General features: G+C 67.2%; 24 protein-coding genes and 1 pseudogene. 5 read left to right on the top strand and 20 right to left on the bottom strand.

Annotated features, from left to right (window positions below; genetic code table 11):
* Nucleotides 1-63 precede the first annotated feature (63 nt).
* Complete coding sequence (locus NNI01S_RS35045; protein WP_157115122.1) at nt 64-507, top strand: hypothetical protein; 444 nt, start codon at nt 64-66, stop codon at nt 505-507.
* Between the two features lie 301 nt (nt 508-808).
* Here the strand turns inward: NNI01S_RS35045 and NNI01S_RS31445 are convergent, their stop codons facing one another.
* Nucleotides 809-1189 carry an IS5 family transposase gene (locus tag NNI01S_RS31445; protein WP_169813049.1) on the bottom strand — a complete coding sequence of 127 codons (381 nt, stop codon included), beginning with the start codon at nt 1187-1189 and terminating at the stop codon, nt 809-811.
* A 65-nt stretch (nt 1190-1254) separates the two neighbouring features.
* Nucleotides 1255-1947, bottom strand: coding sequence for a hypothetical protein (locus NNI01S_RS31440; RefSeq protein ID WP_063024930.1), 693 nt, complete (start codon nt 1945-1947; stop codon nt 1255-1257).
* 350 nt (nt 1948-2297) lie between these two features.
* Between NNI01S_RS31440 and NNI01S_RS31435 the strand changes: the two genes are divergently transcribed.
* Nucleotides 2298-6476 (top strand): DUF4062 domain-containing protein, encoded by a 4179-nt coding sequence (locus tag NNI01S_RS31435; RefSeq protein ID WP_063024927.1) that lies wholly within the window; start codon nt 2298-2300, stop codon nt 6474-6476.
* A 51-nt stretch (nt 6477-6527) separates the two neighbouring features.
* Nucleotides 6528-6662, top strand: coding sequence for an FAD-dependent oxidoreductase (locus NNI01S_RS35040; RefSeq protein WP_369689717.1), 135 nt, complete (start codon nt 6528-6530; stop codon nt 6660-6662).
* A 93-nt stretch (nt 6663-6755) separates the two neighbouring features.
* Here the strand turns inward: NNI01S_RS35040 and NNI01S_RS31430 are convergent, their stop codons facing one another.
* The 13 genes and pseudogenes from NNI01S_RS31430 to NNI01S_RS31370 form a co-directional block, all read right to left on the bottom strand.
* Nucleotides 6756-7169 (bottom strand): Imm10 family immunity protein, encoded by a 414-nt coding sequence (locus tag NNI01S_RS31430; protein ID WP_063024925.1) that lies wholly within the window; start codon nt 7167-7169, stop codon nt 6756-6758.
* Between the two features lie 129 nt (nt 7170-7298).
* A pseudogene (locus NNI01S_RS36715) lies at nt 7299-7566 on the bottom strand (IS982 family transposase); the annotation flags it as partial.
* Nucleotides 7567-8620: 1054 nt separating this feature from the next.
* On the bottom strand, nt 8621-9031 hold the full coding sequence (locus NNI01S_RS31420; protein WP_063024923.1) for an arsenate reductase ArsC: 411 nt from the start codon (nt 9029-9031) through the stop codon (nt 8621-8623).
* 15 nt (nt 9032-9046) lie between these two features.
* Entirely contained in the window at nt 9047-9514 is a 468-nt protein-coding gene (locus tag NNI01S_RS31415; RefSeq protein ID WP_063024921.1) for an arsenate reductase/protein-tyrosine-phosphatase family protein, read from the bottom strand.
* Nucleotides 9511-10632: an ACR3 family arsenite efflux transporter gene (arsB, locus tag NNI01S_RS31410; protein ID WP_063024919.1), complete on the bottom strand. Its 1122-nt coding sequence runs from the start codon at nt 10630-10632 to the stop codon at nt 9511-9513. Before arsB ends, NNI01S_RS31415 begins: the two co-directional genes overlap by 4 nt.
* The gene (locus NNI01S_RS31405; protein ID WP_063024917.1) at nt 10629-11006 is read right to left on the bottom strand and encodes an ArsR/SmtB family transcription factor; all 378 of its coding nucleotides are present in this window, start codon (nt 11004-11006) and stop codon (nt 10629-10631) included. Before NNI01S_RS31405 ends, arsB begins: the two co-directional genes overlap by 4 nt.
* 429 nt (nt 11007-11435) lie before the next feature.
* Complete coding sequence (locus NNI01S_RS31400; RefSeq protein WP_063024915.1) at nt 11436-11783, bottom strand: DUF3703 domain-containing protein; 348 nt, start codon at nt 11781-11783, stop codon at nt 11436-11438.
* 26 nt (nt 11784-11809) lie between these two features.
* Nucleotides 11810-12502, bottom strand: a complete 693-nt coding sequence (locus NNI01S_RS31395) for a cation efflux transmembrane domain-containing protein (RefSeq protein ID WP_063024913.1) — start codon at nt 12500-12502, stop codon at nt 11810-11812.
* A complete protein-coding gene (locus tag NNI01S_RS31390) occupies nt 12503-12832 on the bottom strand; it encodes an ArsR/SmtB family transcription factor (protein WP_063024911.1) in 330 nt (109 codons plus the stop codon).
* A 108-nt stretch (nt 12833-12940) separates the two neighbouring features.
* The gene (locus NNI01S_RS31385) at nt 12941-14011 is read right to left on the bottom strand and encodes a flavin-containing monooxygenase (protein ID WP_063024909.1); all 1071 of its coding nucleotides are present in this window, start codon (nt 14009-14011) and stop codon (nt 12941-12943) included.
* A gap of 119 nt (nt 14012-14130) precedes the next feature.
* Nucleotides 14131-14262 carry a hypothetical protein gene (locus tag NNI01S_RS36435; RefSeq protein WP_281180709.1) on the bottom strand — a complete coding sequence of 44 codons (132 nt, stop codon included), beginning with the start codon at nt 14260-14262 and terminating at the stop codon, nt 14131-14133.
* Between the two features lie 241 nt (nt 14263-14503).
* Nucleotides 14504-15724, bottom strand: a complete 1221-nt coding sequence (locus tag NNI01S_RS31375; RefSeq protein WP_218019287.1) for an MFS transporter — start codon at nt 15722-15724, stop codon at nt 14504-14506.
* Between the two features lie 14 nt (nt 15725-15738).
* Nucleotides 15739-17160 (bottom strand): FAD-dependent oxidoreductase, encoded by a 1422-nt coding sequence (locus tag NNI01S_RS31370; protein ID WP_157115126.1) that lies wholly within the window; start codon nt 17158-17160, stop codon nt 15739-15741.
* 105 nt (nt 17161-17265) lie between these two features.
* Here NNI01S_RS31370 and NNI01S_RS31365 point away from each other — a divergent pair, with 105 nt between their 5' ends.
* Entirely contained in the window at nt 17266-18132 is an 867-nt protein-coding gene (locus NNI01S_RS31365; protein ID WP_063024901.1) for a metalloregulator ArsR/SmtB family transcription factor, read from the top strand.
* Nucleotides 18133-18220: 88 nt separating this feature from the next.
* Here the strand turns inward: NNI01S_RS31365 and NNI01S_RS35035 are convergent, their stop codons facing one another.
* The 5 genes from NNI01S_RS35035 to NNI01S_RS36250 form a co-directional block, all read right to left on the bottom strand.
* Nucleotides 18221-18382, bottom strand: a complete 162-nt coding sequence (locus NNI01S_RS35035) for a hypothetical protein (protein WP_157115120.1) — start codon at nt 18380-18382, stop codon at nt 18221-18223.
* Between the two features lie 538 nt (nt 18383-18920).
* Nucleotides 18921-19586 carry a sigma-70 family RNA polymerase sigma factor gene (locus NNI01S_RS31360; RefSeq protein ID WP_084489445.1) on the bottom strand — a complete coding sequence of 222 codons (666 nt, stop codon included), beginning with the start codon at nt 19584-19586 and terminating at the stop codon, nt 18921-18923.
* Nucleotides 19587-20063: 477 nt separating this feature from the next.
* Nucleotides 20064-20873 (bottom strand): ABC transporter permease, encoded by an 810-nt coding sequence (locus tag NNI01S_RS31355; protein WP_063024899.1) that lies wholly within the window; start codon nt 20871-20873, stop codon nt 20064-20066.
* Nucleotides 20870-21796 (bottom strand): ATP-binding cassette domain-containing protein, encoded by a 927-nt coding sequence (locus NNI01S_RS31350; RefSeq protein WP_063024896.1) that lies wholly within the window; start codon nt 21794-21796, stop codon nt 20870-20872. The genes NNI01S_RS31355 and NNI01S_RS31350 overlap by 4 nt, the downstream gene beginning before the upstream one ends.
* A 46-nt stretch (nt 21797-21842) precedes the next feature.
* A complete protein-coding gene (locus NNI01S_RS36250) occupies nt 21843-22229 on the bottom strand; it encodes a transposase (RefSeq protein WP_084489444.1) in 387 nt (128 codons plus the stop codon).
* Nucleotides 22230-22473: 244 nt separating this feature from the next.
* On the opposite strand from NNI01S_RS36250, the gene NNI01S_RS35810 reads away from it, so the two are divergent.
* Nucleotides 22474-23256: helix-turn-helix domain-containing protein (locus tag NNI01S_RS35810; RefSeq protein ID WP_218019286.1), on the top strand; the 783-nt coding region annotated here is incomplete at its 3' end.

The following is a 23256-nucleotide window of genomic DNA, read 5'->3' as shown; positions in this document are numbered from 1 at the left end:
CACACTCCGAAGGAAGGGAAGGAATACTTTGACGATCTGGAGTGACGCAGAGTGGAGCCGCGGATGATTTCGGGTCGGCCGCAACGAGAGGTTTTTCTCACTGTCGAACAGTTCAAAGCGGTTCGACAGCTCACTCTTCAGATAGTGAATGTCCGGGAAGATCTCCTGATTCCCTTGGGCTGGAACCCTGGAGTCCAGGACTGCCTGCAGCGACTCGTCCGCTTCGTGCCCCGCCAACTGGACCCGGATGCGCGAGTGAGAGTGGTCGCCGCCGAAGGCGAAGGGAACAATTCAGCATCGGCGAGCCAGTCCAACGGCAACGAGGAGGCGGCCGACTCGACCGGTGAGCTCGTGCGGCACCTGCCGACGTCCATCGCCGACGTGTGGCCACGCTTGCTGGATCTCACCTTTCAGTTTCTGGGCAGCCAGGAAGCGCGCTACCGCACGGGCTTCTACGAAGAGGAGATCAACGACGCGCTGGCGGCGATCCGAAACATCGCAGGGTGAGAGTCGACACGCACCACCTGGCGCGGTGCAATGGGATTGAGCAGGACGAGTAATCTCCGGCCGGCCATCAGCGGCCCCCAACCCGTGACGGTTCAGACCACCGCCGCGGCCTGGCCCGCGACCGCTTACGCGCACCGCGCCCCTGGTCGGGCAGGGCTAGGTTCTGGGCGCGAGCATCGGTGAGTCGCCCGCTTGTCCCGGCGTGAGCTGCACCGCCAAGCCCCGCCCGCGGCCATCGGTGACCAGATGCACCTTGGTCGTCGACCCACCACGTGAGCGCCCGATCGCATGATCGGCGGGTTCATAACCCAGACACCGAGTCGCGCCTGGCACCGCCGCCGTGCTGGTGCACCCGCACGACCGTGGAATCGATCGAGGCCACCCAGTCCAGGTCACCGGTCGTATCAGCCAGTGCGAGTAACGCGGTCAGCACCCGATCCCACGTGCCGTCCTCGGCGTAGCGGCGGTGCCGCTTCCATACCGCCTGCCAGGGCCCGAACACCTCCGGCAGATCCCGCCACGGCGAACTCGTGCGCAACCGATACAGCATCCCCTCCACCACGAGACGATTGTCGGCGAAGTTACGACATACCCGCCCTTCGGATTTCGGCAACAGCAGCTCCAGCAACTCCCACTGCCCGTCCGTCAACACCTGAAACCGATCACCCGCCGACCTCGCCACAACGGACATGATGCACCACCGGCCCACCCCCCAAGCTGACTAATCAGACGATTGGGAGACTGAACTTAGTCTTCCGTGAGCGCGCGGTAGGCCCTTTCCCAGACGTATGTGTTATTCGGCTCAGGGTAATCGACTACGCGGCCTTCGTATTGTACGCCGTAATCCCAGGTGAAGACGTACATCTGGTCCTGCTTGAACAGCATAGTGCGCCAGCTGCCGCCGTCATTGGGTATTTGACAGGCGGCGTCGAGGTTGCTCGCAAAGAAGTCGGGGATGTTCTTCCACTGTTTCTCGTAAAACTGGACTCGGCACTGATCGAATCCGTCATCCCAGTTCAACTCGAGCAACTGATCGCCCTTGAAAAGCAGTGTCCGCCAACTACCACCGCTATCATTGGGAATTTGACAGGTGGTGTCGAGGTTGCTCGCAAAGTACGCGGGGATGTTTTTCCACTGTTTCTGATAATGGTTGATCGTGTACTGCTTGGGGCCGTGATCCCAGTTCAACTCGAGCAACTGATCGCCTTTGAAAAGCAATGTCCGCCAACAGCCGTTATCATCGGGGATCGGGCAGGCGGCATCGAGGTCGCTCGTGAAATATTGGGGCAGGTTCTGCCACTCTTTCTGGTAGTCAGTGATCCTGTATTCCTGGTAGCCGTGATTCCAGTTGAGGTCGAGTAACCGATCACCACGGAACAGCAGAGTGCGCCAACAACCGTCGTCGTTCGGGAGTTGAACCGCAGCATCGAGAAACCTCATTGCGTCCTCCTTGATAGTCGAACCGGTGACGAAACCAGACTCCCAAGCGCCCGGCGGTAGTCGATTCACTCGTTACGGGTGAACTTCGCCGGTGTCCACGGCATTCAAGACATCGGAACCGAACCCTCGGGCTCGGCCGGTCGGACCGGTATCAGATCCACCGACGATCGGACACTCCGATCCGTGTGATGGCTTTCGATCTTCGCTTCCCGCTGCACTGCACTGATCTCTGAGTCAGAATGAAGCAGGGGTCGTATCAGGCGATGTAGGGCGCGGTGCGCAGGTAGCGAAGGGTGCCCGAGGCGTCATAGCAGGGCGAGCCCGGCTGATCAGTTCGAAGGGGAGGCGGCGTGGCAGAGCGCGAGCTGCGCGTTTTCGTGTCCTCGACGTTCCGAGACATGCAGGGCGAGCGCGACCACTTGGTGAAGGTCGTCTTTCCGCAGTTGCGCAAACTCGCCGCCGCGCGTGGGGTGTCCTGGTCGGAGGTGGACCTGCGGTGGGGCATCACCGACGAGGCGACCGCGGAAGGCCGGGTATTGCCGATCTGTCTTGCCGAGGTCGAGCGGTGCGCGCCGTACTTCATCGGACTGCTGGGCGATCGCTACGGCTGGATCCCGCAGGATGTGGGGCCGCTGGCGGCCGAGCGACCGTGGGTCCTCGATCGAAGCGATCGATCGGTCACCGAGTTGGAAATTCTGCAGGGCCTGCAGGCCGGTGGGCCGGGTGTCGGAGGTCGGCACTTCTACTTCCGGGCACCACACTCCGCGGCGCCGGACAGTCCGTTGAGCGCGGTCGAGTCCGTAGACAGGCAAGGCCGGCTCGAGCAGCTCGAGGAGCGGATTCGGGAAGCGGCAGCCAGCGGCCGGTGTCGGTTGCGGGAGGGATACCGCGACCCGGCCGAACTCGGCTCCTGGGTTCTCGAGGACTTCACCCGCCTCATCGACTCACTGTTTCCCGCCGCCGAGGCGTCGAAGGATCGCTTCGACGACGCCGGCTGGGATCAACGTCGGCGGCTGACCGAGGTCTACATCGCCCGCGACCGCGACTTCGCGCGCCTGGACGCGCATTTCAACGGCAGCGGGCCACCGCTGGTGGTATGCGGGGATTCCGGGCTCGGTAAAACGGCGTTGCTGGCCAACTGGATCTCGCACCGACAGCGACGGAACCCCGAGCGGCCCGCGCTCGGCTACTTCGTCGGGGTGACCTCGGCCATCACGACACCCGCCCAATTGCTGCGCGAGCTCATGGTGGAACTGCGCCGCCGGCACAGCATCGCCGAGGAGGTCCCGTTCGGTCTGCCGCAGCTACAGGCAGCCTTCCCGCGATTCCTGGAGCAGGCCGTGGCAGGCGGCTCGCTCGCTGTGGTGATCGACGCGGTCAACCAGTTGGAGGGCGGCGAAGACCTCACCTGGATCCCCGCCCGCACCGATCCGCGGGTGCGCCTGGTCGTCTCCACGACGCCGGGGCCCATCCTCGACGCGCTCGATCCCTCCTGGCCGCGGCTGACCGTCCAGCCCTTGGACACCGCCGAACGCCGGGCGCTGGTCGTGCGATTGCTCGCCGCGCACCGCCGCGAACTGGACCATGCCCGGCTGGAACGCATCGTCGCCGCGGAACAGTCCGCAGTCCCGCTGTTCACCTGCAGCATGCTCGACGAGCTACGGCAGTTCGGCGACCACGACCGGCTCGACGAGATGATCGAGCGCTATCTGAGTGTCCAGGATGCGGCCGCGCTGTTCGACCTGATCATCCAGCGGTGGGCCGATGACTTCGGCGCCGCTGTCGTCGACTCCGCCCTGGCTGTGCTGGCCTGCGCCGCGGCAGGGATGTCGCCTGCCGAGTTGCTCGACCTGCTCGGCGAGGGCGCGCAGCCGCTGCCGGCCGCGCACTGGGTCCCCTTCCATCTCGCAGCCGAGCCGCTACTGGCCAACCGTTCGGGTCTGCTGAGCTTTCTGCACGAGAGCCTGGCTGCCGCGGTGCACCGGCGGGTGCTGGCGACCCCGGAGCGCGAGCGGTCCGTGCGCACCCGCATCGGGGACTACTTCCAGGCCCAGCCCAGCTTCCTCGATCAGGCGCGGACCGCACCCAACCTCCGCAAGGCTCAGGAACTGATGGCGCAACGCCTACAGTCCGGCGACCGGCAGCGCAGCCTCGCGACGCTATGCGACCTCGACTATATCGAGGTCAAGATCGGGGCCCGGTTGGCGCCGCAGCTGCTGGCCGAATACGCCGCAGCGGAAGTCGCTTTCAGACCCGACGGGCACACCATGGAGTTCGCCCGCTTCGTGTCACGCTCCCTTCCCGATCTCATCCACGATCCCGCGGGCACTTTTCAGGTTGCCGCCAACGAGCCCGATTCCAGCGCGGTCGCCGCGGCGGCCGGGCGCCGTTGGGCGGCGCGGCAGGAGCGCCGTCTCTGGCTGCAACACCTGAACAAGGACACCGCATCGCCGCAGTTCGGGCTGACCTACGACGGCCATCGCAAGCCCGGCGAGGGCGGAGGCGGGTCATCGAACTGGATCACCGCCTGCCGCCACTCCCCGGACGGCCGCTGGATCGCATCGGTGGACTACAGGGGGTCCCTCCACGTCCGCGACGCCGAGACCGGCGCCCTGCGGCGGATCATCAACGGGGAGAAATCAGGGAACGCCGAGTGCGCCTGGGCACCCGACAGCCGCCACCTCGTGGTCGTCGGCGGCGGCTCGCCGATGGTCTTGGACGCGCTGACAGGCCAACGCGTCGCCGTCCTGCGAGGCCGTGCCGGCCTCAGTGCGCGCAGCTGTGACTGGTCGGCCGACGGCCGCCGAATCGTCACGGGTGGCGGCAGTTTCGACTACAGCGGCGAGACTGCGCGCGACCGGTATCGCCGCCAGGTCGTCATCTGGGACACCGGAGACTGGTCGACGCACCACGCGGTGGTCGGCCACGAGAACGAGGTCTCGTGCGTCCGCTTCGCCGCGGACAGCGCCACAGTGGTATCAGGAGACAGCGGGTACCGGTCAGATCTCAACAGCCTGGCGGTGTGGGACCGGGAGACGGGTGCGGAACTTGCCCGGCGTCCGTGCGCTGGTGAGATCACCGCGATCGCCTGCCCTGCGCGTGGAACGACTGTCTGGACCGAAATGCACGGAAATCTCTCGGGCACGGTCAATCTCGCGCGCGGCGAGCTCAGCCAGGTCGAATGGACCACCCCCGTGCCCTCGCCCACCAGTGTGGCAATGTCAGCGGACGGTCGGTGGGTGGCGGTGGGCTCACGCGACCAGTCCTTGTATGTCCTGAACGCAGCGACCGGGGCGATCAGGGTGACGCTCGCGGGGCACGGAAGTTGGGTGGAGGCCTGCGATGCCTCCCCGACCCGACCGGTGTTCATTACCGGTTCGCGGGACTGCACCGTGCGGACGTGGCCGCTGCCGCCGACCGAGACCGGCTCTGCTTCGCACGCTCCCCGCCATGAACTACAGGTGAGCGTCGGCGTGTTCTCCCCGGACGGGTCGCTGTTCGTCAGTGGCGGCGACAGCGACGAACACAGCGACCCGACCGGTTCGGTGCAGCTGTGGGATGCGCGGACCGGCGCGCACCGCGCGCAGCTGCTTGCCGGGCACAACGGGATCACCGCATGCGCCTTCGTCGACGACTTCCAGATCGTCGTCTCCACCGACGGCGGGTACGCGCGAGGACCGCAGGTACTCGACATCGACGTGCACTCCGGCGTGACCGCCGTCCGACTCGACCGCTATTTCCCGCCGAGATGGAAGGTAGATCGCCGCCGCCGTCTGATTTTCGTGCCCGCCGTGGGCGACTACGCACGCGCGAACGAGGCCCGGTTGGTGCGTCTCGACGACGGCTGGAAGGTCGAGCGAACCAAGGGCCGCGGCGGTTGCGTGATCAGCGAGTCCGCCGGGCTCGTCGCCACCGGCGACGACGCGGGCCGCGTCATAGTGCACGAGCTGGGACGCGCATCCAGCAGCTCGCGGCAGGAGATCCCGCGCCAGCGCAGGTTCACACGCTGGGGGCCGGCATTCCAGACCGGCGTAGCGTCGCTCGCCTCGTCAGCGGACATGCGCTATCTGGCCGCAGTGTCCGACGGTCGGCTCAGCAGTGGCGGAGAAATGCACCGGGAACTGCGATGCTGGGATCTCGCCGAGGGCAAGAGCGCCCTCTATATTCCGGAAGGGGACCTGCGTGCGCCGCTGTTCAGTGCGGACTCGTTTGTCGTCACCCGCGGCGGGGATGTGCTCGTCTTCGACCTGCCGACGTTCCGCCCCCGGGCCACCCTGCGCGGCCACGGCTTCCACGTAACCGGCAGCGCGGTCGTTCCCGGCACACCGTGGTTGGCAACGGTGTCGCTGGACCAGACCCTGCGACTGTGGAACCTTCGTACGCTCAGGCCCGAGCGAACGTTCCCCTTGCGAGGGCGCGGGACGGTCCTGGCCGTGTCACCCACGCAACCGGTCCTCGCGGCGGGCGACGAACTCGGAATCGTCTACCTTCTCGCCATCCGCACCCAACCCGATGAGCAACAGGCATGACCTCACCGCCGCTCGCCCGAGCTCATGCCGCCAGACCGCTCTCCACGCGGCGTGCACACTTTGCGCGGCCGGGACGATGCGCTCGCTTTGCGCTCCGAACTCGGCACCGAGGCAAGGCTGCTGGTCGTCGGCGGCGGCTTCATCGGCAGCGAGGTGGCCGCGACCGCACGGGAACTAGACGAGTAAGTCCGAAGCTCGGTCGGTGATCGTAGGAGATGGGTGGCCGCGTGGGAGGCGGTGCGGTTGGGGCAGATGGCGGCTGTCTCCGCTGGTGAGTCGCTACGGCATGATCAGGCGCGGACGGGTATCAGGGTGTCCGTAGATCAGGATGCGCGGCAGTACTGCCCGCAAGCGTGCCACGTCCGCTGCCGGTGCCCGCAGTAACGCCTCGACAACGGGATCGGTCAGGCCGAGATCGTCCAGCGACTCGGGATCCAAAGTCACCCGCAACACGTCGTCGGTCAACTCCACGGCGCGTACGCAGCCGTAGGCAGTGCCCTGGTCGGGCGTGACAAGGCAGTGTGTGTCCATGCCCAGCGACACCTGCTGCTCGTCGGGCTCGTCGAAGTCACACATGAACAACAAAGAGAACCCATCTTCGTCATCGGACTCCGCCACGCCCGCCATCATGCAGTCGTCTACATCTGGATCATCGAGTCCGCACGCGACCAGCGCCGTGAACCTGTACACCATGCACGTGGTTCTAGCATGTCTCACCTGATCCGGGTGTCAGTCAGGGGTCGTAGGCGATCAGCGACCGGATGACTGGCGCGCCGGGCGCAGCATGGTGATCCCGTACTCGTCCAGCAGTGTCTCGAAGTTCGGGTCTGCCAGCGCCCGCAGGATCGGCATCCCGACCGGCCTGCACATCAGATACAACTTCAGCCCCCAGTAGAACCGCGTATGCGAGGCGCAGTAGCCGTACCCGGCCCACCCGGCCAGCTCCGAACGCGCGACCGTGGGCCGCGACATGCCGCACGGCACTCGGGGTGGAGTCCACGATCCAGCAGTCATCCAGCCAGAAATCGCTGGATCGGGCCAGCATCCGGATCACCTGCTTTACCAGCCCGAGCACGGCTCGCAAGCTGCGGGTGCGCTGCTGAACATGCTGGCGCTCGGACTCACTCAGCCCGCCGAGCATGCTGATCATCATCGAGTGCGTAACGTTGCGTGGGTCGAAACGCCCGCCGAGTTCCGGGACCCATACCTCCGCCCCATGCATACGAGGTCTCCGGATCCTGATTGTCCTCGGTCGAGCAGCGCCCGTAGAACGGGAACCGTTGATCACCGGCGTTTTCGACGGTTTCGGGGACCAGTCCCAGCAGTTCGTCCAGGCACGGCCCGTTCGTTGGGTTCGGTCGGCATCGTCGTCCCTCTCGCGGGAGTGTTCGCGGGAATGTCGAAGCAGAAGCGCAAGCAGTGCCCTGGCCGCGTCATCGGTCAGCGCGGGCGGGCTATCGGGGAAAACCAATTCGGTGATGCCAGGCTCATCGCCTGCTCTGTCAACCCTCCGATTGCTGGATTCAGTAGGCATGCTGGGACACCGCGTCTTCAACCCCAGTGCTGGGCTCGAGATGGCAGAACGCGCGCGATCGCCACGGAAGGTTCGGCGCATGTCCGCAAGAAGGATGTGCGGACCACCCGCAGCAGCGCACGGTCGTGAGCCGAAATCCGATGCCAGCCGACCGAGCGCGAAAGGCTCTGTCCTGCGGTGCGTTTACGGAAGAAGGCCGACGCCGCGGCCTAACTCCGTCACCACGACTGCGATGCGGTCCCGGATAACCTGAACGAGCGCAGATATCAGCACCGACCAGTGGCGAGAATACGAACTCGCGGAACTCCGCTGAAGGTGATGCCTGCTACGCCCGAAAGCGTGTCGAATTCCGCGCCGAATCATGCGATTCGGTGAACCGCAGCCCACGACCCCCCGGTCGTACTCGAAACTCGCTTGGTCGGAAAGAAACACCCCCAGCTCGGCGGCGCGCACGAGGGAAGCGATGAGCTGGGCACGGACATGACAGTCTCCTGACGACCTGTCCGCCGATTCTCCCGCACCCAGGTTACCGGAACGACGGCTCCGCAGCCGTTGCCTCGGGCGCGCTCTCGTAGACGCCAGATGCACTGACTGTGTCGATGTCCTCAGTTCAAGCGCGAGCGGGCAGCAGTTCGGCGACGAGTTCCTCGACACGGGCTTTGATCTCGTCGCGGATCGGGCGCACCGCCTCGACCCCCTTGCCCGCCGGATCCTCGAGCACCCAGTCGCGGTAACTGACTCCGGGGAAGACTGGACAGGTGTCGCCGCAGCCCATGGTGATGACGACGTCGGAGGCTTCGACGGCGTCGAAGGTGAGGATTTTGGGTGACTGGTCCGAGATGTCGATGCCGACCTCGCGCATGGCTTCGACCGCGGCTGGGTTGATCGCCTCGGCGGGCGCGCTGCCTGCGGAGCGGACTTCGATAGCGTCTCCGGCGAGGTGGGTGAGGAATCCGGCGGCCATCTGGGAGCGTCCGGCGTTGTGGACGCAGACGAACAGGACGCTGGGCTTCGATGCCATGAGCGAGTTGGCCTTTCAGTTGGTGGGGATGTCCAGTTCGGCAAGCAGGTGGCGGACGCGGGTTTCGATTTCTTCGCGGATGGGTCGGATGGCGGCGGGGTCGTCGAGGTCCATTCCTCGTAGCGGCGGCCCGGGTAGAGGGGGCAGGCGTCGCCGCAGCCCATGGTGATGATCACGTCGGCGGCCTGCAGGATTTCCTCGGTTCACGGTTCGGGAATTCGGTCGTGATGTCGATGCAGACTTCGGCCAGATCGACGCTGCGCAGCAGACGCGGATCGATGGGTTGGGTACTTCGTCGCCGATATCGACACCGACTTCCCGCAGCGACTGCACCGACAGCGCGTTCAGGCCCTGTACCGGGTCGGTTCCCGCGGAGTACGCCTCGACGCGCCCGGCCGCGGCGCGACGCATCAGCCCGGCGGCCATCTGCGATTTGCCGCTGTTGCGGACGCAGACGAACAGCACCGCTGGTGTCGTGGTCATCGCTCGAGCACCCTTTCCTCGGCCGAGGCAGTACCGGCGGGCGCGCCAGTGGTGGTGGCGCGGAAGCGTGTGCGCAGTGCTAGGGACACATACACCAAGCCGACGAGGACCGGGACCTCGATCAGGGGTCCGACGACTCCGGCCAGTGCTTGACCGGAGGTCGCGCCGTAGGTGGCGATGGCGACGGCGATGGCGAGTTCGAAGTTGTTGCCCGCGGCGGTGAACGCCAGGGTGGTGGTGCGCTCGTAGCCCAGACCCATGACCGCGCCGAGCAGGTAGCCCCCGCCCCACATGATCGCGAAGTAGGCCAGCAGCGGAACCGCGATCCGCACGACATCCAAGGGCTGGGAGGTGATCTGCTTACCTTGCAGGGCGAACAGGATCACGATGGTGAACAGCAAACCGTACAGTGCCCACGGTCCGATCCGCGGCAGCAGCGCGGATTCATACCAGTCGCGGCCCCTGGCGCGTTCGCCGAAGCGGCGGGTCAGATAGCCCGCCAACAGCGGGATACCCAGGAAAATCAGCACCGATTTCGCGATCTGCCACGGCGAGGTATCGATCGTGGTTTGCTCGAGACCGAGCCAGCCGGGCAGCACCGAGAGGTAGAACCAGCCCAGCACGGCGAACATGACCACCTGGAACACCGAGTTCAATGCCACCAGTACGGCGGCGGCTTCGCGGTCTCCGCAGGCCAGGTCGTTCCAAATGATCACCATCGCGATGCAACGGGCCAACCCGACGATGATCAAGCCGGTCCGGTACTCGGGCAGATCCGCCAGCAGCAACCACGCCAGCGCGAACATCAACGCCGGACCCAGCAGCCAGTTCAGCACCAGCGACCCGACCAACAGTTTGCGGTCGCTGGTGACGGTGTCGAGGCGGTCGTAGCGGACCTTCGCCAGCACCGGGTACATCATGATCAGCAATCCGATAGCGATCGGCAGCGAGATGCCGTCGACCTCGACCGCTCCCAGCGCGTCCCCCAACCCGGGGATCACGCGCCCGAGCAGCAGCCCGGCGGCCATGGCGATACCAATCCACACCGGCAGGAACCGATCCAGCGTGGACAGCTTCGCCACCACGACATCGTCCCGTGGCGCGGTACCCGAGTTCACGCGTCAGCCCCCGCCGCGGCGCCGCTTTCGACCAGCAGCACATCCGACAACCGTTGCAGCGCCTCGGGAATCACCCGGTAATACACCCAGGAGGCGCGGCGCTCGCTGGCCAGCAACCCGGCCTCACGCAACACCTTCAAGTGATGCGAGATCGTCGGCTGCGTCAGATCGATGCCTTCGGACAAATCGCACACACACGCTTCCTGCCCGGCGCGTGAAGCGATCGCGCTCAGCAGCCGCAACCGGATCGGATCCGACAGCGCCTTGAATACCCCCGCCAGCTCCGCGACGGCCTGGGTGGTCAACGGTTCACGCACGATCGGCGCGGCGGTGCACGACTGCACCGGCACGATCGGAAGCTGCGATTTCGACATACACCTATATTGATCGATATCGATACTACCGGGCAAGCTAACAGCGGGTGAACAGATGGCCGAGAGGTGTCCGGTCGTGGCCGCGTCCCTGCACGCGACGGACAGTTAAGCCCGGGTCTCATCATCTGATCGACTTCCCGCCCGGGATTGGATGCTGGAATGGGTGTACTGCCCATGTGAGCGCTCCGGGCGGAGGTGGACGCCGACGCGGAGCCGGTCGGTCGAAATCTTGCCGCCCAGGGTTCCGGCGGGGAGCTGATTGGTCGCCCCCTTGCCCGCAGGGCCGAACTGCGCCAGGACGCTGACGCCGTTCAGGGACGCGGCCGGTCGGGGGGATTCCCATGTCAATCTGTCGAATTCGACCTCGGCCGCGTCGCGTAGTGCCAAGCGGTGATTGGCTGGATACAGCCGTTGCAACGGCTTATGGGCTCAGGCGGCAGGGTCGAGCGCTGCGGCCAGCTCCGGTGGGATCGGCATGGGTTGGCGCAGGCCGACACGAGCGCGGCCGGTGTTGCCTTCCGGGTATCGGCCCGACAGCGACCCGGGCGCCGCAACGATGATTCGAATGACCTGGCCGACGGCTTCTCGGCGGTCGCGCTGCCGCACAGCCAGGGCGAACATCGCGATGTGGTTGCGGGTGTGCAGCCATGGGTCGGGCTGGGACAGGATGTGCGCCCGCTCGAGATGTGACCACCGCTGATCCTCAGCGGGCGCAGACTTCGCGGCCGCCATCTCCTGGTGGTAGCGACTGCGAGCTGTTTGCGGGATTCGGGACATGGCAGGTCCTTCCGGTTTCGGGATAGTTAGTCGCAGCAGTCGCAGTTGTGTCCGGTGGTGCCGAGGGTGATCGGAGCGGGGCAGCAGGTGTCGCCTTTCCAGGCGTTGATGCCTTCGCGCACCGCGATCACCGCGATCACCAGCGCGGCGATCGGGTCGGCCCACGACCAGCCGAACAGGCTGTTGAGCAGCAAACCGACCAGCAGCACCGCCGAAAGGTAGGTGCACAGCAGCGTTTGCTTGGAATCGGCGACCGCGGAGGCGGAGCCGAGTTCACGTCCGGCGCGGCGCTGCGAGGCCGACAGCACCGGCATGATCACCAGGCTGGCTGCGGCCAGCCCGATCCCGATCGGGGAATGCTGGGCTTCGCCCAGGCCGAGCAGGGCGCGGATCGAGTCGATGGTGACGTAGGCGGCCAGGGCGAAGAAGGAGAACGCGATGATCCGCAGCGCGACCTTCTCCCGCGCTTCTGGGTCCCGGCCGGCGAACTGCCACGCCACCGCCGCCGCGGAGGACACCTCGATCACCGAATCCAGCCCGAACCCGATCAGCGCGGTCGAGGACACCCGGGTGCCCTCGGTGAGGGCGATGATCGCCTCGATGACGTTGTAGGAGATCGTCGCGGCGACCAGCCAGCGGATCCGCCGCGCCAGCACCGCCTTGCGGTCCGGTCCGAGCCCGACCGCCGACGGCAACGAGGGCATGCCGAGGGAGGCCATTCAGCAGCACCCTTCCGCATCCGAGGCCGGGCAGCACGCCGGGTCGACGGCCAGTACGAGCCCCAGCAGGTCTTCCAACGCGGCCGCGATGCGGGCGTCGGACAGCTCGTAGCGGCTCCGACGTCCCTCGGGGACCGCGACGACCAGCCCGCACCCGCGCAGACAGGCCAGATGGTTGGACAGGATCTGCCGCGACACCCCGATCCGCTCGGCCAGATCCGAGGGATAGCCCGGCGCGGTGCGCAGATGCAGCAGGATCTGGGTGCGGGTCGGATCCGACAACGCGTGCCCGAACCGGGCCAGCGCGTCGCTGTGCAGCGCGGTTTCCATACATCGATAATACATACGTTTCTGTATTCAGATTCAGCTGAATGATTCGATATGGCACTCGCTGCTCACCACCGTGGAGGGGTGAGCAGCCGTGGTGGGGGTCCGTCATCATCGTCTCGGCTGGCCGCGTTCGGGCCTGGTGGAGAGTCGTTCGAGGTGTCGTGTGAGGTGTTGGGCGTCGCGGCCGACTCCGCGCAGGGAGTTGGAGGAGGGGGTGCGCTGCCATTCGAGGCCGAGGTAGCCGAGGCCGGGGTGGGTTGTCGATAGTCCGTGCCGGTGGCGGGGGGTGTGGTGGTCGGTGAGTGCGCCGAGGTCTGTGAGATACGGCAGGTGTGGTCGGTAGCCGGTGGCGAGGATGACGGTGTCCGCGGGCTGGTGTGCGCCGTCGGCCCAGATGGCTTTGTCCCCGTCGAGATGGGTGAACATCGGCCGTCTCACGGGGTTTCCGGTGGCGAGGGCGGTGCGGTAGCGGCCGGTGTCGAGGACGGGTTGGGTTGGCGGGTGGATGAGGAATCGTCCGAGTGGGAGGGTGTCGAAGCCGGTGATCCGGAACCAGAAGTGCAGGTCTTTGCCGAGTGGCCGCTGCGGCGCGTACTTCACCGGCTGTCGGGTGGCGAGGGTGACTGTGGCGTGCGCGGCGAGTTCGACGGCGATCTGAACGGCGGTATTTCCTGCGCCGACCACGATCACATGGTGTCCGGCGTACTCGTGTGGTGCGCGATATTCGCTGGCGTGCAGCATTTTTCCGGTGAAGGTGTCCTGGCCGGGCAGGGACGGGATGTTCGGGGAGGCGAATGCGCCGGTGGCGGCCATGAGGCGGGGCGCGGTGAACACGGCTTCGGTGTCGGTGTGGACGGTGAAGGTGTGTCCGTCGTGGGTGACGGTGTCCACGCGGTGACCGAGCCGGATGTCGGCGTCGAGGGTTGCGGTGTAGCGGCGCAGGTAGTCGACGACTTCGTCGCGGTGGGGGTAGCGGTCGGGATCGCCGGGGAACGGCATGCCGGGCAGCGAACTGTATGCGGCGGGTGAGAACAGGGTGAGGCTGTCGTAGTAGCGCGGCCAGGAGCCGACCGGTTCGGGGCCTGCTTCGATCAGGGTGACGGTGAGCCCGCGGCGGCGGAGATGGTGGGTCGCGGCAAGGCCGGATTGGCCGGCGCCGATGACGATGGCGTCGCTCATGAAGGTCGTTCCTTCAGTTATGTGTTCAGCGGTTTGTCAGGATCGGGTGAACGCGGCCGGGGAGGCGGCCAGGAGGTGGTGGTCGACGTGGTGGCCTTGCCCGTGCAGCGTTTCGCGGGTCAGCCCTGGCACGGCAGCCGCGAGGTGGTCGGCCGCGTCGAGGATGTAGGGGCGCTGGCGGTTCCGACAATCAGCCGGGTGGGCAGGGTGAGCGCGGCGTACCGGTCGACGGCGGCTGGCAGGCTTGCCATGATCCGCATGGTGGGGACGAGGGTGGGGCCGTGCGCGATTTCCGACATCCACAGCGGGTCGCTGTGTAGCGCGGCGAGTTCGGCAGTGGAGAACCCTCCGGCAGCGGGAGTGATGTCCAGCCCTCGCCGCGGGCGAGGTAGGTGATCGTCGTGCCGTCCGCGGCGCTGGTTCGCCCGCCGCGGACCAGGGTCCGCGTAGACGGTGACCGGCCGGGCGACGGCGCGGGCTGCAGAGTGTTGGTCATGGGAGTGGTTCTTTCGCGGGGATGCTCGCGGTGGCCAGTAGCGCGGCCACGGCGGCGAGGGCGCCGAGGATGAGGAAGGCGGTGGCGTAGCCGCCGACCGCGGCGGCCAGGGCGGTGGCGCCGAAGGGGGCCAGTGCCATGGTGACGGTCAGGGGCGCGGACAGCAGGCCGGTGAGGTGGCCGTAGTGGGCGCTGCCCCAGCGGTCGGTGACAGCGGTGGCTTGCAGCAGGGTGAACACGCCCCGGGCCATGCCCGCGGCGATCGCAGCGGCGATCAACGCCCACGCGGTGGTGAAGAAGCCGAGCAGGGCGGTGGTGGCGGCGATGGCCAGCAGGATCGCGACGGTGCGGGTGCGGACGCTGGTGCGGGCGGCCAGTGCCGCGTAGCCCAGTCGGCTGGCAACCTGTCCGGCGCCACCGAGTCCGAGAGCGACCGCCGCGAGAGTGGTGTCGAGGCCGCGTTCGGTCAGCAACCCCACCAGGGTGACCACGACGGCGAACGACGCGAAACCGGTGACGCTCAACGAGATCGCCAGCACCCCGAACGGGCGGCTGCGGGCCACGGGCCCGGGATGGATGAGGTGGGCGTGTTCGGGTTCGGCGGCCGGACGAGGTGGCCACGGCAACCGCAGCCCCCACCAATGCCCCGGCACGGTCACTACCGCGAGGATCACCGCGAGCACCAGATACGTTGTCCGCCAATCGGAGTGCGCGACCAAGCCGGCGGTCAACGGTGCGAACACGGTGGAGGCCAATCCTGCGGCGAGGGTCAGGACCGTCAACGCGCGGATGCGGTTGGGGCCGTACCAGCGGGTCAACGCGGCGAACGCGGGGGGATACAGCACCGCGCCCATCGCGACCCCGGCCAGCAGCCACCCGGCGACGAACCATCCCAGCGTCGGCGCCGCCGCGACCATGATCACCGCGGGGATCGCCAGGACCGATCCAGTGGTCATGATCCCGCGCGGGCCGTGGCGGTCGAGCCAACGGCCGACGGGGATGCCGGTGAGGGCGGCCAGGAGTTGTCCGGCGGAGAAGGCGGCGGTCAGCGTGGTGGCCGACCAGCCGGTGTCGGTGGTGATGTGCCCGAGCAGCACAGGGCAGGCGTAGAACAGGATTCCCCAGCTGGTGATCTCGGTGACACACAGCACCACCAACACTCGGCGCAGCCCGGCCGGGGTGGTCACCGGCTGTGGTGGGGCCGAAACAGCCTCAATCACTACAGTCCGACTCAGCGAGCGGGCACGGTCAACGGCAGCTGCTGCAGCGCGGTCGGTGCTGTCAGCGACACCACCTGCGGTGCCGTCGCTGCCCCACCGCAGCAGCCACCACCATTGCCCGCGGCGGTGGCGGCATCGGCGGCTTCCCGTGCCTCGGCGGTCTTCTCGGCGGTCGCCTCGTCGAAGACGCCCGCGCCGCCGCAGACGCCGGTGTCGGGCAGGACGAGTTCGACGCGTTCGGCGGCTTCGTTGTCTCCGGCCAGGGCGGCGGCCAGCGAGCGGACCTGTTCGTAACCGGTCATCGCCAAGAACGTCGGGGCGCGGCCGTAGCTTTTCATCCCGGCCAGGAACACATCCGGTTCCGGGTGCGACAACTCACGCACACCGTGCGGGTAGACGGTGCCGCAGGAATGCACATTCGGGTCGATCAACGGCGCCAGCTCGACCGGCGCTTGCAGCACTGGATCGAGGCCGAGACGGATCTCCGACAACCACGCCAACTCCGGGCGGAACCCGGTCAACACCACCACCCGGTCCACATCCTCGATCCGCCGACCAGCATCCGACACCAGCGCGTGCCGTCCGTTGCCGGTGGGTTCGATTGCGGCGGTGCGGAATCCGGTCACCACGGTGAGCAGACCCGCGTCGAGGGCTTGTTCGGCGCGCCGCCCGAGCGCGCCGCGGGCGGGCAGTTGATCAGCCTCACCGCCACCGAAAGTCGACCCGACCTCCCCGCGGCGCAGCACCCAGGTCAACCGGGTGCCCGGCTCGTTCTTCGCCACCTCGGCCAGTGCGATGATCGCGGTCAACGCCGAATGCCCACTCCCGGCGATCACGGTGTGCTTGCCCGCGTAGTGGGCGCGAACGGTGTCGTCATCGAGGTCGGGCACCCGGTAGTCGATCACCGCCGCGGCAGCGGTTTCGCCGAGCGCGGGCAGCCCTTCGCCGCCGAGCGGGTTCGGTGCGCCCCAGGTGCCGGAGGCGTCGATCACCGCACGCGCCAGCACCCGGTCTTCGCTGCCGTCGCCGTAGCGCAGGTGCACCGACAGCGGTTCGCTGTCACGCCCGGCGTTCACGACCCGGTCGCGGCCGCGGCGGGCTACGCCCACGACTTCGGTGTCGAGGACGACCACGTCCTCGCCGAGGGCTTTCGCCAGCGGCATCAGGTAATCGTTCACCCATTCCCGACCGGTTGGGTAGGTGTTCTCGGCCGGGGCGGCCCAGCCACTGGGCTCGAGCAGGCGGCGCGCGGCCGGGGCGACGAGTTCGGCCCAGCGGGAGAACAGCCGCACATGATTCCACTCGCCCACGGCCGCCCCAGCGGTGGCGCCGCGTTCGAACACCAGCGGGTTCAGTCCACGTTCACGCAGTTCAGCAGCAGCGGCCAGACCGACCGGTCCGGCTCCGACCACCACGACGGGCAGTTGGTTCACCATGAGAAATCCTTTCATCGACGGTCATCGATCAACTTGATGGAGGACTCTATCGACGTACGTCGATGAATGCAAGCATCGATGTCGGTCGATATAGTGGTGGTTATGACTTCGTTGGATATGCCGGTCGTGCGCGCCGCCGGTGCGGACCGGGTGGACGCGCTGACGGTGGGTGATGCCACCACCTACGCGCAGTGGTTCGCCTGCCTGGCCGATCCGACGCGGGTGCGGCTACTGCATCAGGTCGCCACCCGCCCGGCCGGGATCACCGTCGGTGAACTCGCCGAAGCACTGGGAATCGGGCAGCCCACGGTGTCGCATCACGTGCGCAAACTCGCCGATGTCGGGTTCGTCAGCGTCCACAAGGACCGCACCTCCACCGTCGTGATGGTCAACCCGACCTGCTGCACCGGTCTGCCGCATGCCGCCGACGCGGTCATGGGCGTGTTGACCCCACGCCCCTGCTGCCCCGAGGACCTGCCCGCCGACGTCACCGTCCGGCAGATGGGCGCAGACGATTGGCAGGCGGTGCGCCGCATCTACGGCGAAGGCATCGCCACCCGCACGGCCACCCCCGCCACCGAGGTCCCCAACCGCGACACCCTCGAGGCGCGATGGTTGCCGCAGCAGCGGTGGGTGGCCGAGATCGACGGCGACGTCGTGGGCTGGGCCGCGCTCAGCCCCGCCTCCTGCGATGAGGGCTACCAGGGCGTGGCCGAGAGTTCGGTGTATGTGGCCGAGCGGATGCGTGGGCGCGGTGTCGGCAAAGCGCTGCTACACAAGCAGGTCATCGCAGCCGACGAAGCCGGGCTGTGGATGCTGCAGACCTCGATCTTCCCGGACAACCGTGCCGCGATCGCCCTGCACCACTCCGCGGGCTACCGCACCGTCGGAATGCGGGAGCGCATCGCCCAGATCGACGGAAAGTGGCGCGACAGCGTGTTCCTCGAACGCCGCAGCCCGGTGGTTTGAGCCCGCGCTCAGCGCATGCCGGTGAGCGTGAGCTGACGCCGATGGTGGTCGTAATGGCGGCCGGGGTAGGCGTAGATATCGGCGAGGGTCACAGCATGTGGAACAGCAACTGTTCGTTGCTCCAGCGAGTCCCCGCCGTGGCCTTGCCCCAGTCGTCCTCGCCCGCCATCGCCAGCAGAGTGTGGAAATCGGCCCGCACTCGCTCCAGATCGGCGGCGAGCACACCTCGATCCGTCACCGGTTCCGGCATCGCGCCTCGATTCCATGGCCGAAATGCGCCGCACACGTGGCAGTCTCCATCGTCCACCCGACGCCTCGGACTTCTCAACGGCCACCTGATGCGGTGAGCGCGCTACAGCGGCGTCCGTAGTTCGTTTCGATCTCGAGGTCACCTTCGATGCCTGCATACAGGTTCGCGAGGGCCCCGGGGGTGCATCCTTTCCTGCTCTCCTTCGTCTGTCCTGGTACCCATCCCCACGGATCAAGGAGTCACCATGACCGACCCGAAAGATTTCGAGGCCTCTGCGGCAGATCGGACGGACGCATCACCGCAGCCTGCGGCGCCCTCGTGTTGCAGCACCCAACAGCAGACCACGTGCTGCGACCAGAGCGAAAAGGCGGCGTGCTGCGCTCCGGCGGCCACAGCCGGCGGCGGGTGCGGCTGCCAGTAATCCTGCCTGACCCTGGACGGTGCGGTGCGAGCCTCGAACGGCTCGCACCGCACCTGTGTCTGATCGTGGTGAAAACCGCAGCTGATCGGCGGCGGGATCCCGAACCGGTGGGCCGGTCTACTGGTCGGACGGTGGTGTGGCGCCGCAGCCGCAGCCTGTGTCGCTGCCGGCTGCACCGCCGCAGGCTCCGTCGCGGGGTTGGTAGTCGTGCACGTGGCCGGTGCGGTCCTGGCTGATCTGGCAGCAGGCGTGCAGTTGGGCCTTGAGTGCGGCGCGGCCGCGTTGCACGCGAGATTTCATCCCGGACACCGAGATACCCACCTCACCGGCAGCGGCGGCGTGCGTGCGAGCGTCGAAGTCGACCATCCTCACCGCGGCGGCTTGCTCGGCAGGCAACCCGGCGAGCATCGGCACCAGGCACGAGGCCAGTTCCTTCTCCGCCTTCTCGCCGGTGTCGGGTCCCTCCTCGCCCGGGGAGAGGTTGTCGGGGACGGCGTCGACGGGTAGTTCGCGGCGGTGGGGCGCGGATCGGTAGTAGTCGGTGATCGCGTTGCGGGTGATGGCATACATCCAGCCCAGCAGCCGGTCGTGATCGCGCACGTTGTCCAGGCTTTTGGCCATGCGCAGGAACACGATCGACAGGATGTCGTCGGCGTCTTCCGGCCGGGGGACCCGGCGGGCGATGAAGGCCCGCAGGTCGTCGGAGAAGCGGCGCCAGAGCTGGTCGAGATCAGCGTGTCGCGGTTGTGATGTGGTCACGGTGGTGGCCGTGGTCTCGCTCATGATCGGGTTTCCTCTCCCCCTCCAGCATCCTCGCCCACCGCTGTGGTGGCGAGCCTTGGTCTTGCGGTCCCCGGTACCGACGACGGTGATCGCGTTCGGACGCATCCTGCGTCCTGATCCGGTGTGTCACGTCTGTATGGGTGTCGATGTCGATTCCGGGTTTCCCGATTCGACGGACTCCCCCGAAGCGCCGTGAGGAGGTGAGAGCGATGCTGACGACACACCTGTTGTCGGATCTGACCAGCGAAGAGGTCGATCTGATCGTCGCGGAGGAACTGCATCTGCTCGACGCCACCGAATGAGCGCCGCCGACGCCCACACCGGGCACATCCGCTGAAACAGCACTCCCAGCGCCTCTATCCCCTCGCGGGATAGAGGCCATCGGGATGCCCGGCGTCCGAAAAAGCGCCCCCGCAAACCCGCCCCGTCCATTCTCCTGCCGGAGGAGAAGGACGGGGCGGTCGCGCGTGTCGTCGCTCAGCGGACGCGCGCCGGTCCAACCCGGCGGGCCAGGATGGGAACAACGGTGACCGCGACCCACAGCCCGATCGCCGCGACCAGTGCTGTGGCAGTGTCGGCGGCGGTGGCGGTGCCGAGCACGTGCCCGCGCAGGGCATCAGTGGCGTGCGCGACCGGATTCACCGTGGCCATCGCCTGCATCCAGCCAGGCATGGTGTGGATCGGCGCGAACGCACTCGAGATGAACATCAGCGGCATCATCACCATCATTCCGGCGAACTGGACCACGTCCGGGCGGCGCAGCCGGTCGCCGATCAGCCCGAACAGGGCGCTCATCGCCCCCGCCAGCACGACCAGGACCATCACCGCGGCGACGCCGTCGATTGCGCTGCCGTGGAAGTCGAAACCCAACAGGACAGCGGCGATCCCGAGCAGCGCGGCTCGGGCGAGGGTGAACACGGCCTCGTTGATGGTGCGAGCCACCCCGGGCAACGTCGCCCGCATCGGCAGGGCCGCGAAGCGGTCGTGCAGGCCGTTGGTGTGATCGATCGCGGCGGAGACCCCGGCGTTGGTGCCGGCCATCACCGTGGAGACCGCCAGCATGGCCGGGGTGAGGAAGTCGATGTAGCTGACCCCGGCCGGGAAACCGGGCCCGGTCGCGACGCTGCGGAACACCTGGCTGAACAGCACGAGCATCGCCATCGGCATGGTCAGCGAGAACATCAGCAGTTGCGGGACGCGGGCGCTGGTGCGCAGGTTCCGGACGGTGAGGGCGGCGAGCTGGTCGATGATCGAGGAACGCCCGATCGTGGTTGTGGTGGTGGTCATCGGTGGGCTCCGGTGGTGTGGGCGAGATGGGTGAAGACGTCGTCGAGGCTCGGGGAGGTCACGTCCAGGTCGGCGACGTCGATGCCGTCGCGGTGCAGGTCGGCGACCAGCGCGGTCGCGGTGCGGACGTCGTCGACGGTGATCGACACCCGCACCCCGGTGCCGTCGGCCCGGTCGGTGTCCGGGGTGAACGGCAGATCCGCGATCTGGTGGGCGGGCACGGTGGCGTGCAGGACCTTGCCGCCGACGACCCGTTTCAGCTCGGCGGGAGTGCCACGTGCGGCGACCCGGCCGCGAGACAGGACCACGATGTGGTCGGCGAGCCGGTCGGCTTCCTCGAGGTACTGGGTGGTGAGCACGACGGTGGTGCCCGCGAAGGTGAGCTCTTCGACAACACCCCACAACCCGGCGCGAGCAAGCGGATCCAAACCGGTGGTCGGCTCGTCCAGGAACAGCACCGCCGGATCACCGACGAGGCTGGCCGCCAGATCGACTCGACGCCGCGAACCGCCGGACAATTCCCCTACCCGCCGGGCCGCGTACTCACCCAGTTCGAGCCGGTCGATCAGCGCATCGGCTCGTGTGCGGGCGGTGCGGCGCAGCCCGGCCAGGCGGCCGATCAGCTCGAGATTCTCCCGGGCGGTGAGGAATTCGTCGAGCCCGGCATATTGACCGGTCACCCCGATGCGGCGGCGGACCTCGGTGGCGTCGGCGACCACGTCGCGGCCGCCGATCTGCACGCGGCCGACAGTGGGCCGCACCAGCGTGGTGAGGGCGCGAATCAGGGTGGTCTTGCCCGCACCATTGTGGCCCAGCACGCCCAGCGTCGTCCCCGCGGCGACTTCGAGATCGACACCGTCGAGAGCCCAGGCTCTGCCGTAGGCGACATGCAGATCCTCGACCACGACAGCCGCGGCGCTCATCGCACACCCCCGACGCGGTCGGGCAGCTGGTTGAACAGGTGCATCGTCATCGCAGAGTTCCTCTCCGAAGAAGGTGTGCTCCCACCCGGGCGGATGAGAGTTCACTTCCCCAGACGAACCAGTTCCGCGACGGACGCACAGGCCACCGACGGCAGCCGGTCATCAGGTGGATCCCCGCAGGCGGGCCGAGCAGGTCGAGGTTGGCGCGCCCGAACATCTGGCGTTTGATCATTTTGATCCGGTTGACGTGGCCTTCGACCGCGCCGCTATTCCATTCCATGCTGAAGCCTGCGGTGGCGGCGTCCTGGTCGCGGCGTAGACCGCGAACGAACGAGTGCAGGGCGGGGTGGTTATCGGCGTCGACGGCCCGACGGGATCGGTCATGAGCCATGATGCGGCTCGCCTCACTGTCGGCGGTTTGGGCGGTGTCCATGCGAGCTGGTCGCCGGTGCAGGTATTTCCACCTCGAGCCCGCCCACGGCAGTGTCGGACAACCGCCGCTCGTAGCGGTTGTGCATCCGCCGAGAGGGGACCGAACATCCCGGACACTCGACCGGACCGACCGGCCCCGGCCGTAATCGCGATCACCTGCGCCGTCGCACCGGCTCCATCAATCCGCAACCCGTTCAGCTGCGGGAACAAGACCGTCCACGGTCCAACCTCGGAACGCCGGACACATGATCAATCATCATGCTGCAGCAAACAATTCGCCTGGATCAATCAGGGAAAGCATGCCGGATCCAGTATTCGGCCGGACGCGACACCTGATGGACCGCGAGGTGCGTCGGCGCCTGGCGGTCCTTCGTCATGTCGAGGAAGTCACCGGCAACGTCGCGATGACCTGCCGGTACTTCGGGATCAGCCGTCCCATGTACTACACATGGCTGCGCCGATATGAAACCGAAGGTGTGGACGGACTGCGCGAACGGTCACGACGCCCGTGGTCCAGCCCGACAGCGAACTCCAACCGAAATCATGCACCGCAACGGTTCAGCGGAGGCGGAACAAATTACAGTCCCTTGCAGAAGCTCAACCGGCAGGCATGCAAGCACGAGGGGTTCTCCATGCAGCGTTCCAACTGGCCGCTCCTCGACGGCCGCACCCGGCCGCTCGAGATGAAGGAGTGGGGCGATTTGGCCGTCATGGACCCCGACGCCGGCAAGCCGCCACGCGGACGCGGATTCCTGGCCGCCGAGAAAGACTGGCTGCACATCGATGCCGGCAGCACCCTGGAGAACCCCATCGTCACCCTCTACGCCGGAGATGACCCGGGAGCAGACAGCGGCTGGGACGAGGTCGAAGAGATCACCGTGATCTCCACAACCGGCTTCCTCGCCCTGTGCGACAGCGGATACGAACCTGTGCGCAAAAAAAATCTCGCCACCGCAGGAGTCGGCCCCTACCTGATCCGCGTCCATGCCAGTCACCGGTCGTCGGACGACAAGAAGCCCCGCTTCCTC

This window comes from Nocardia niwae NBRC 108934 = DSM 45340 (assembly GCF_001613465.1).
Taxonomy (GTDB): domain Bacteria; phylum Actinomycetota; class Actinomycetes; order Mycobacteriales; family Mycobacteriaceae; genus Nocardia; species Nocardia niwae.
This window is presented reverse-complemented; position numbering and strand designations above follow the sequence as displayed.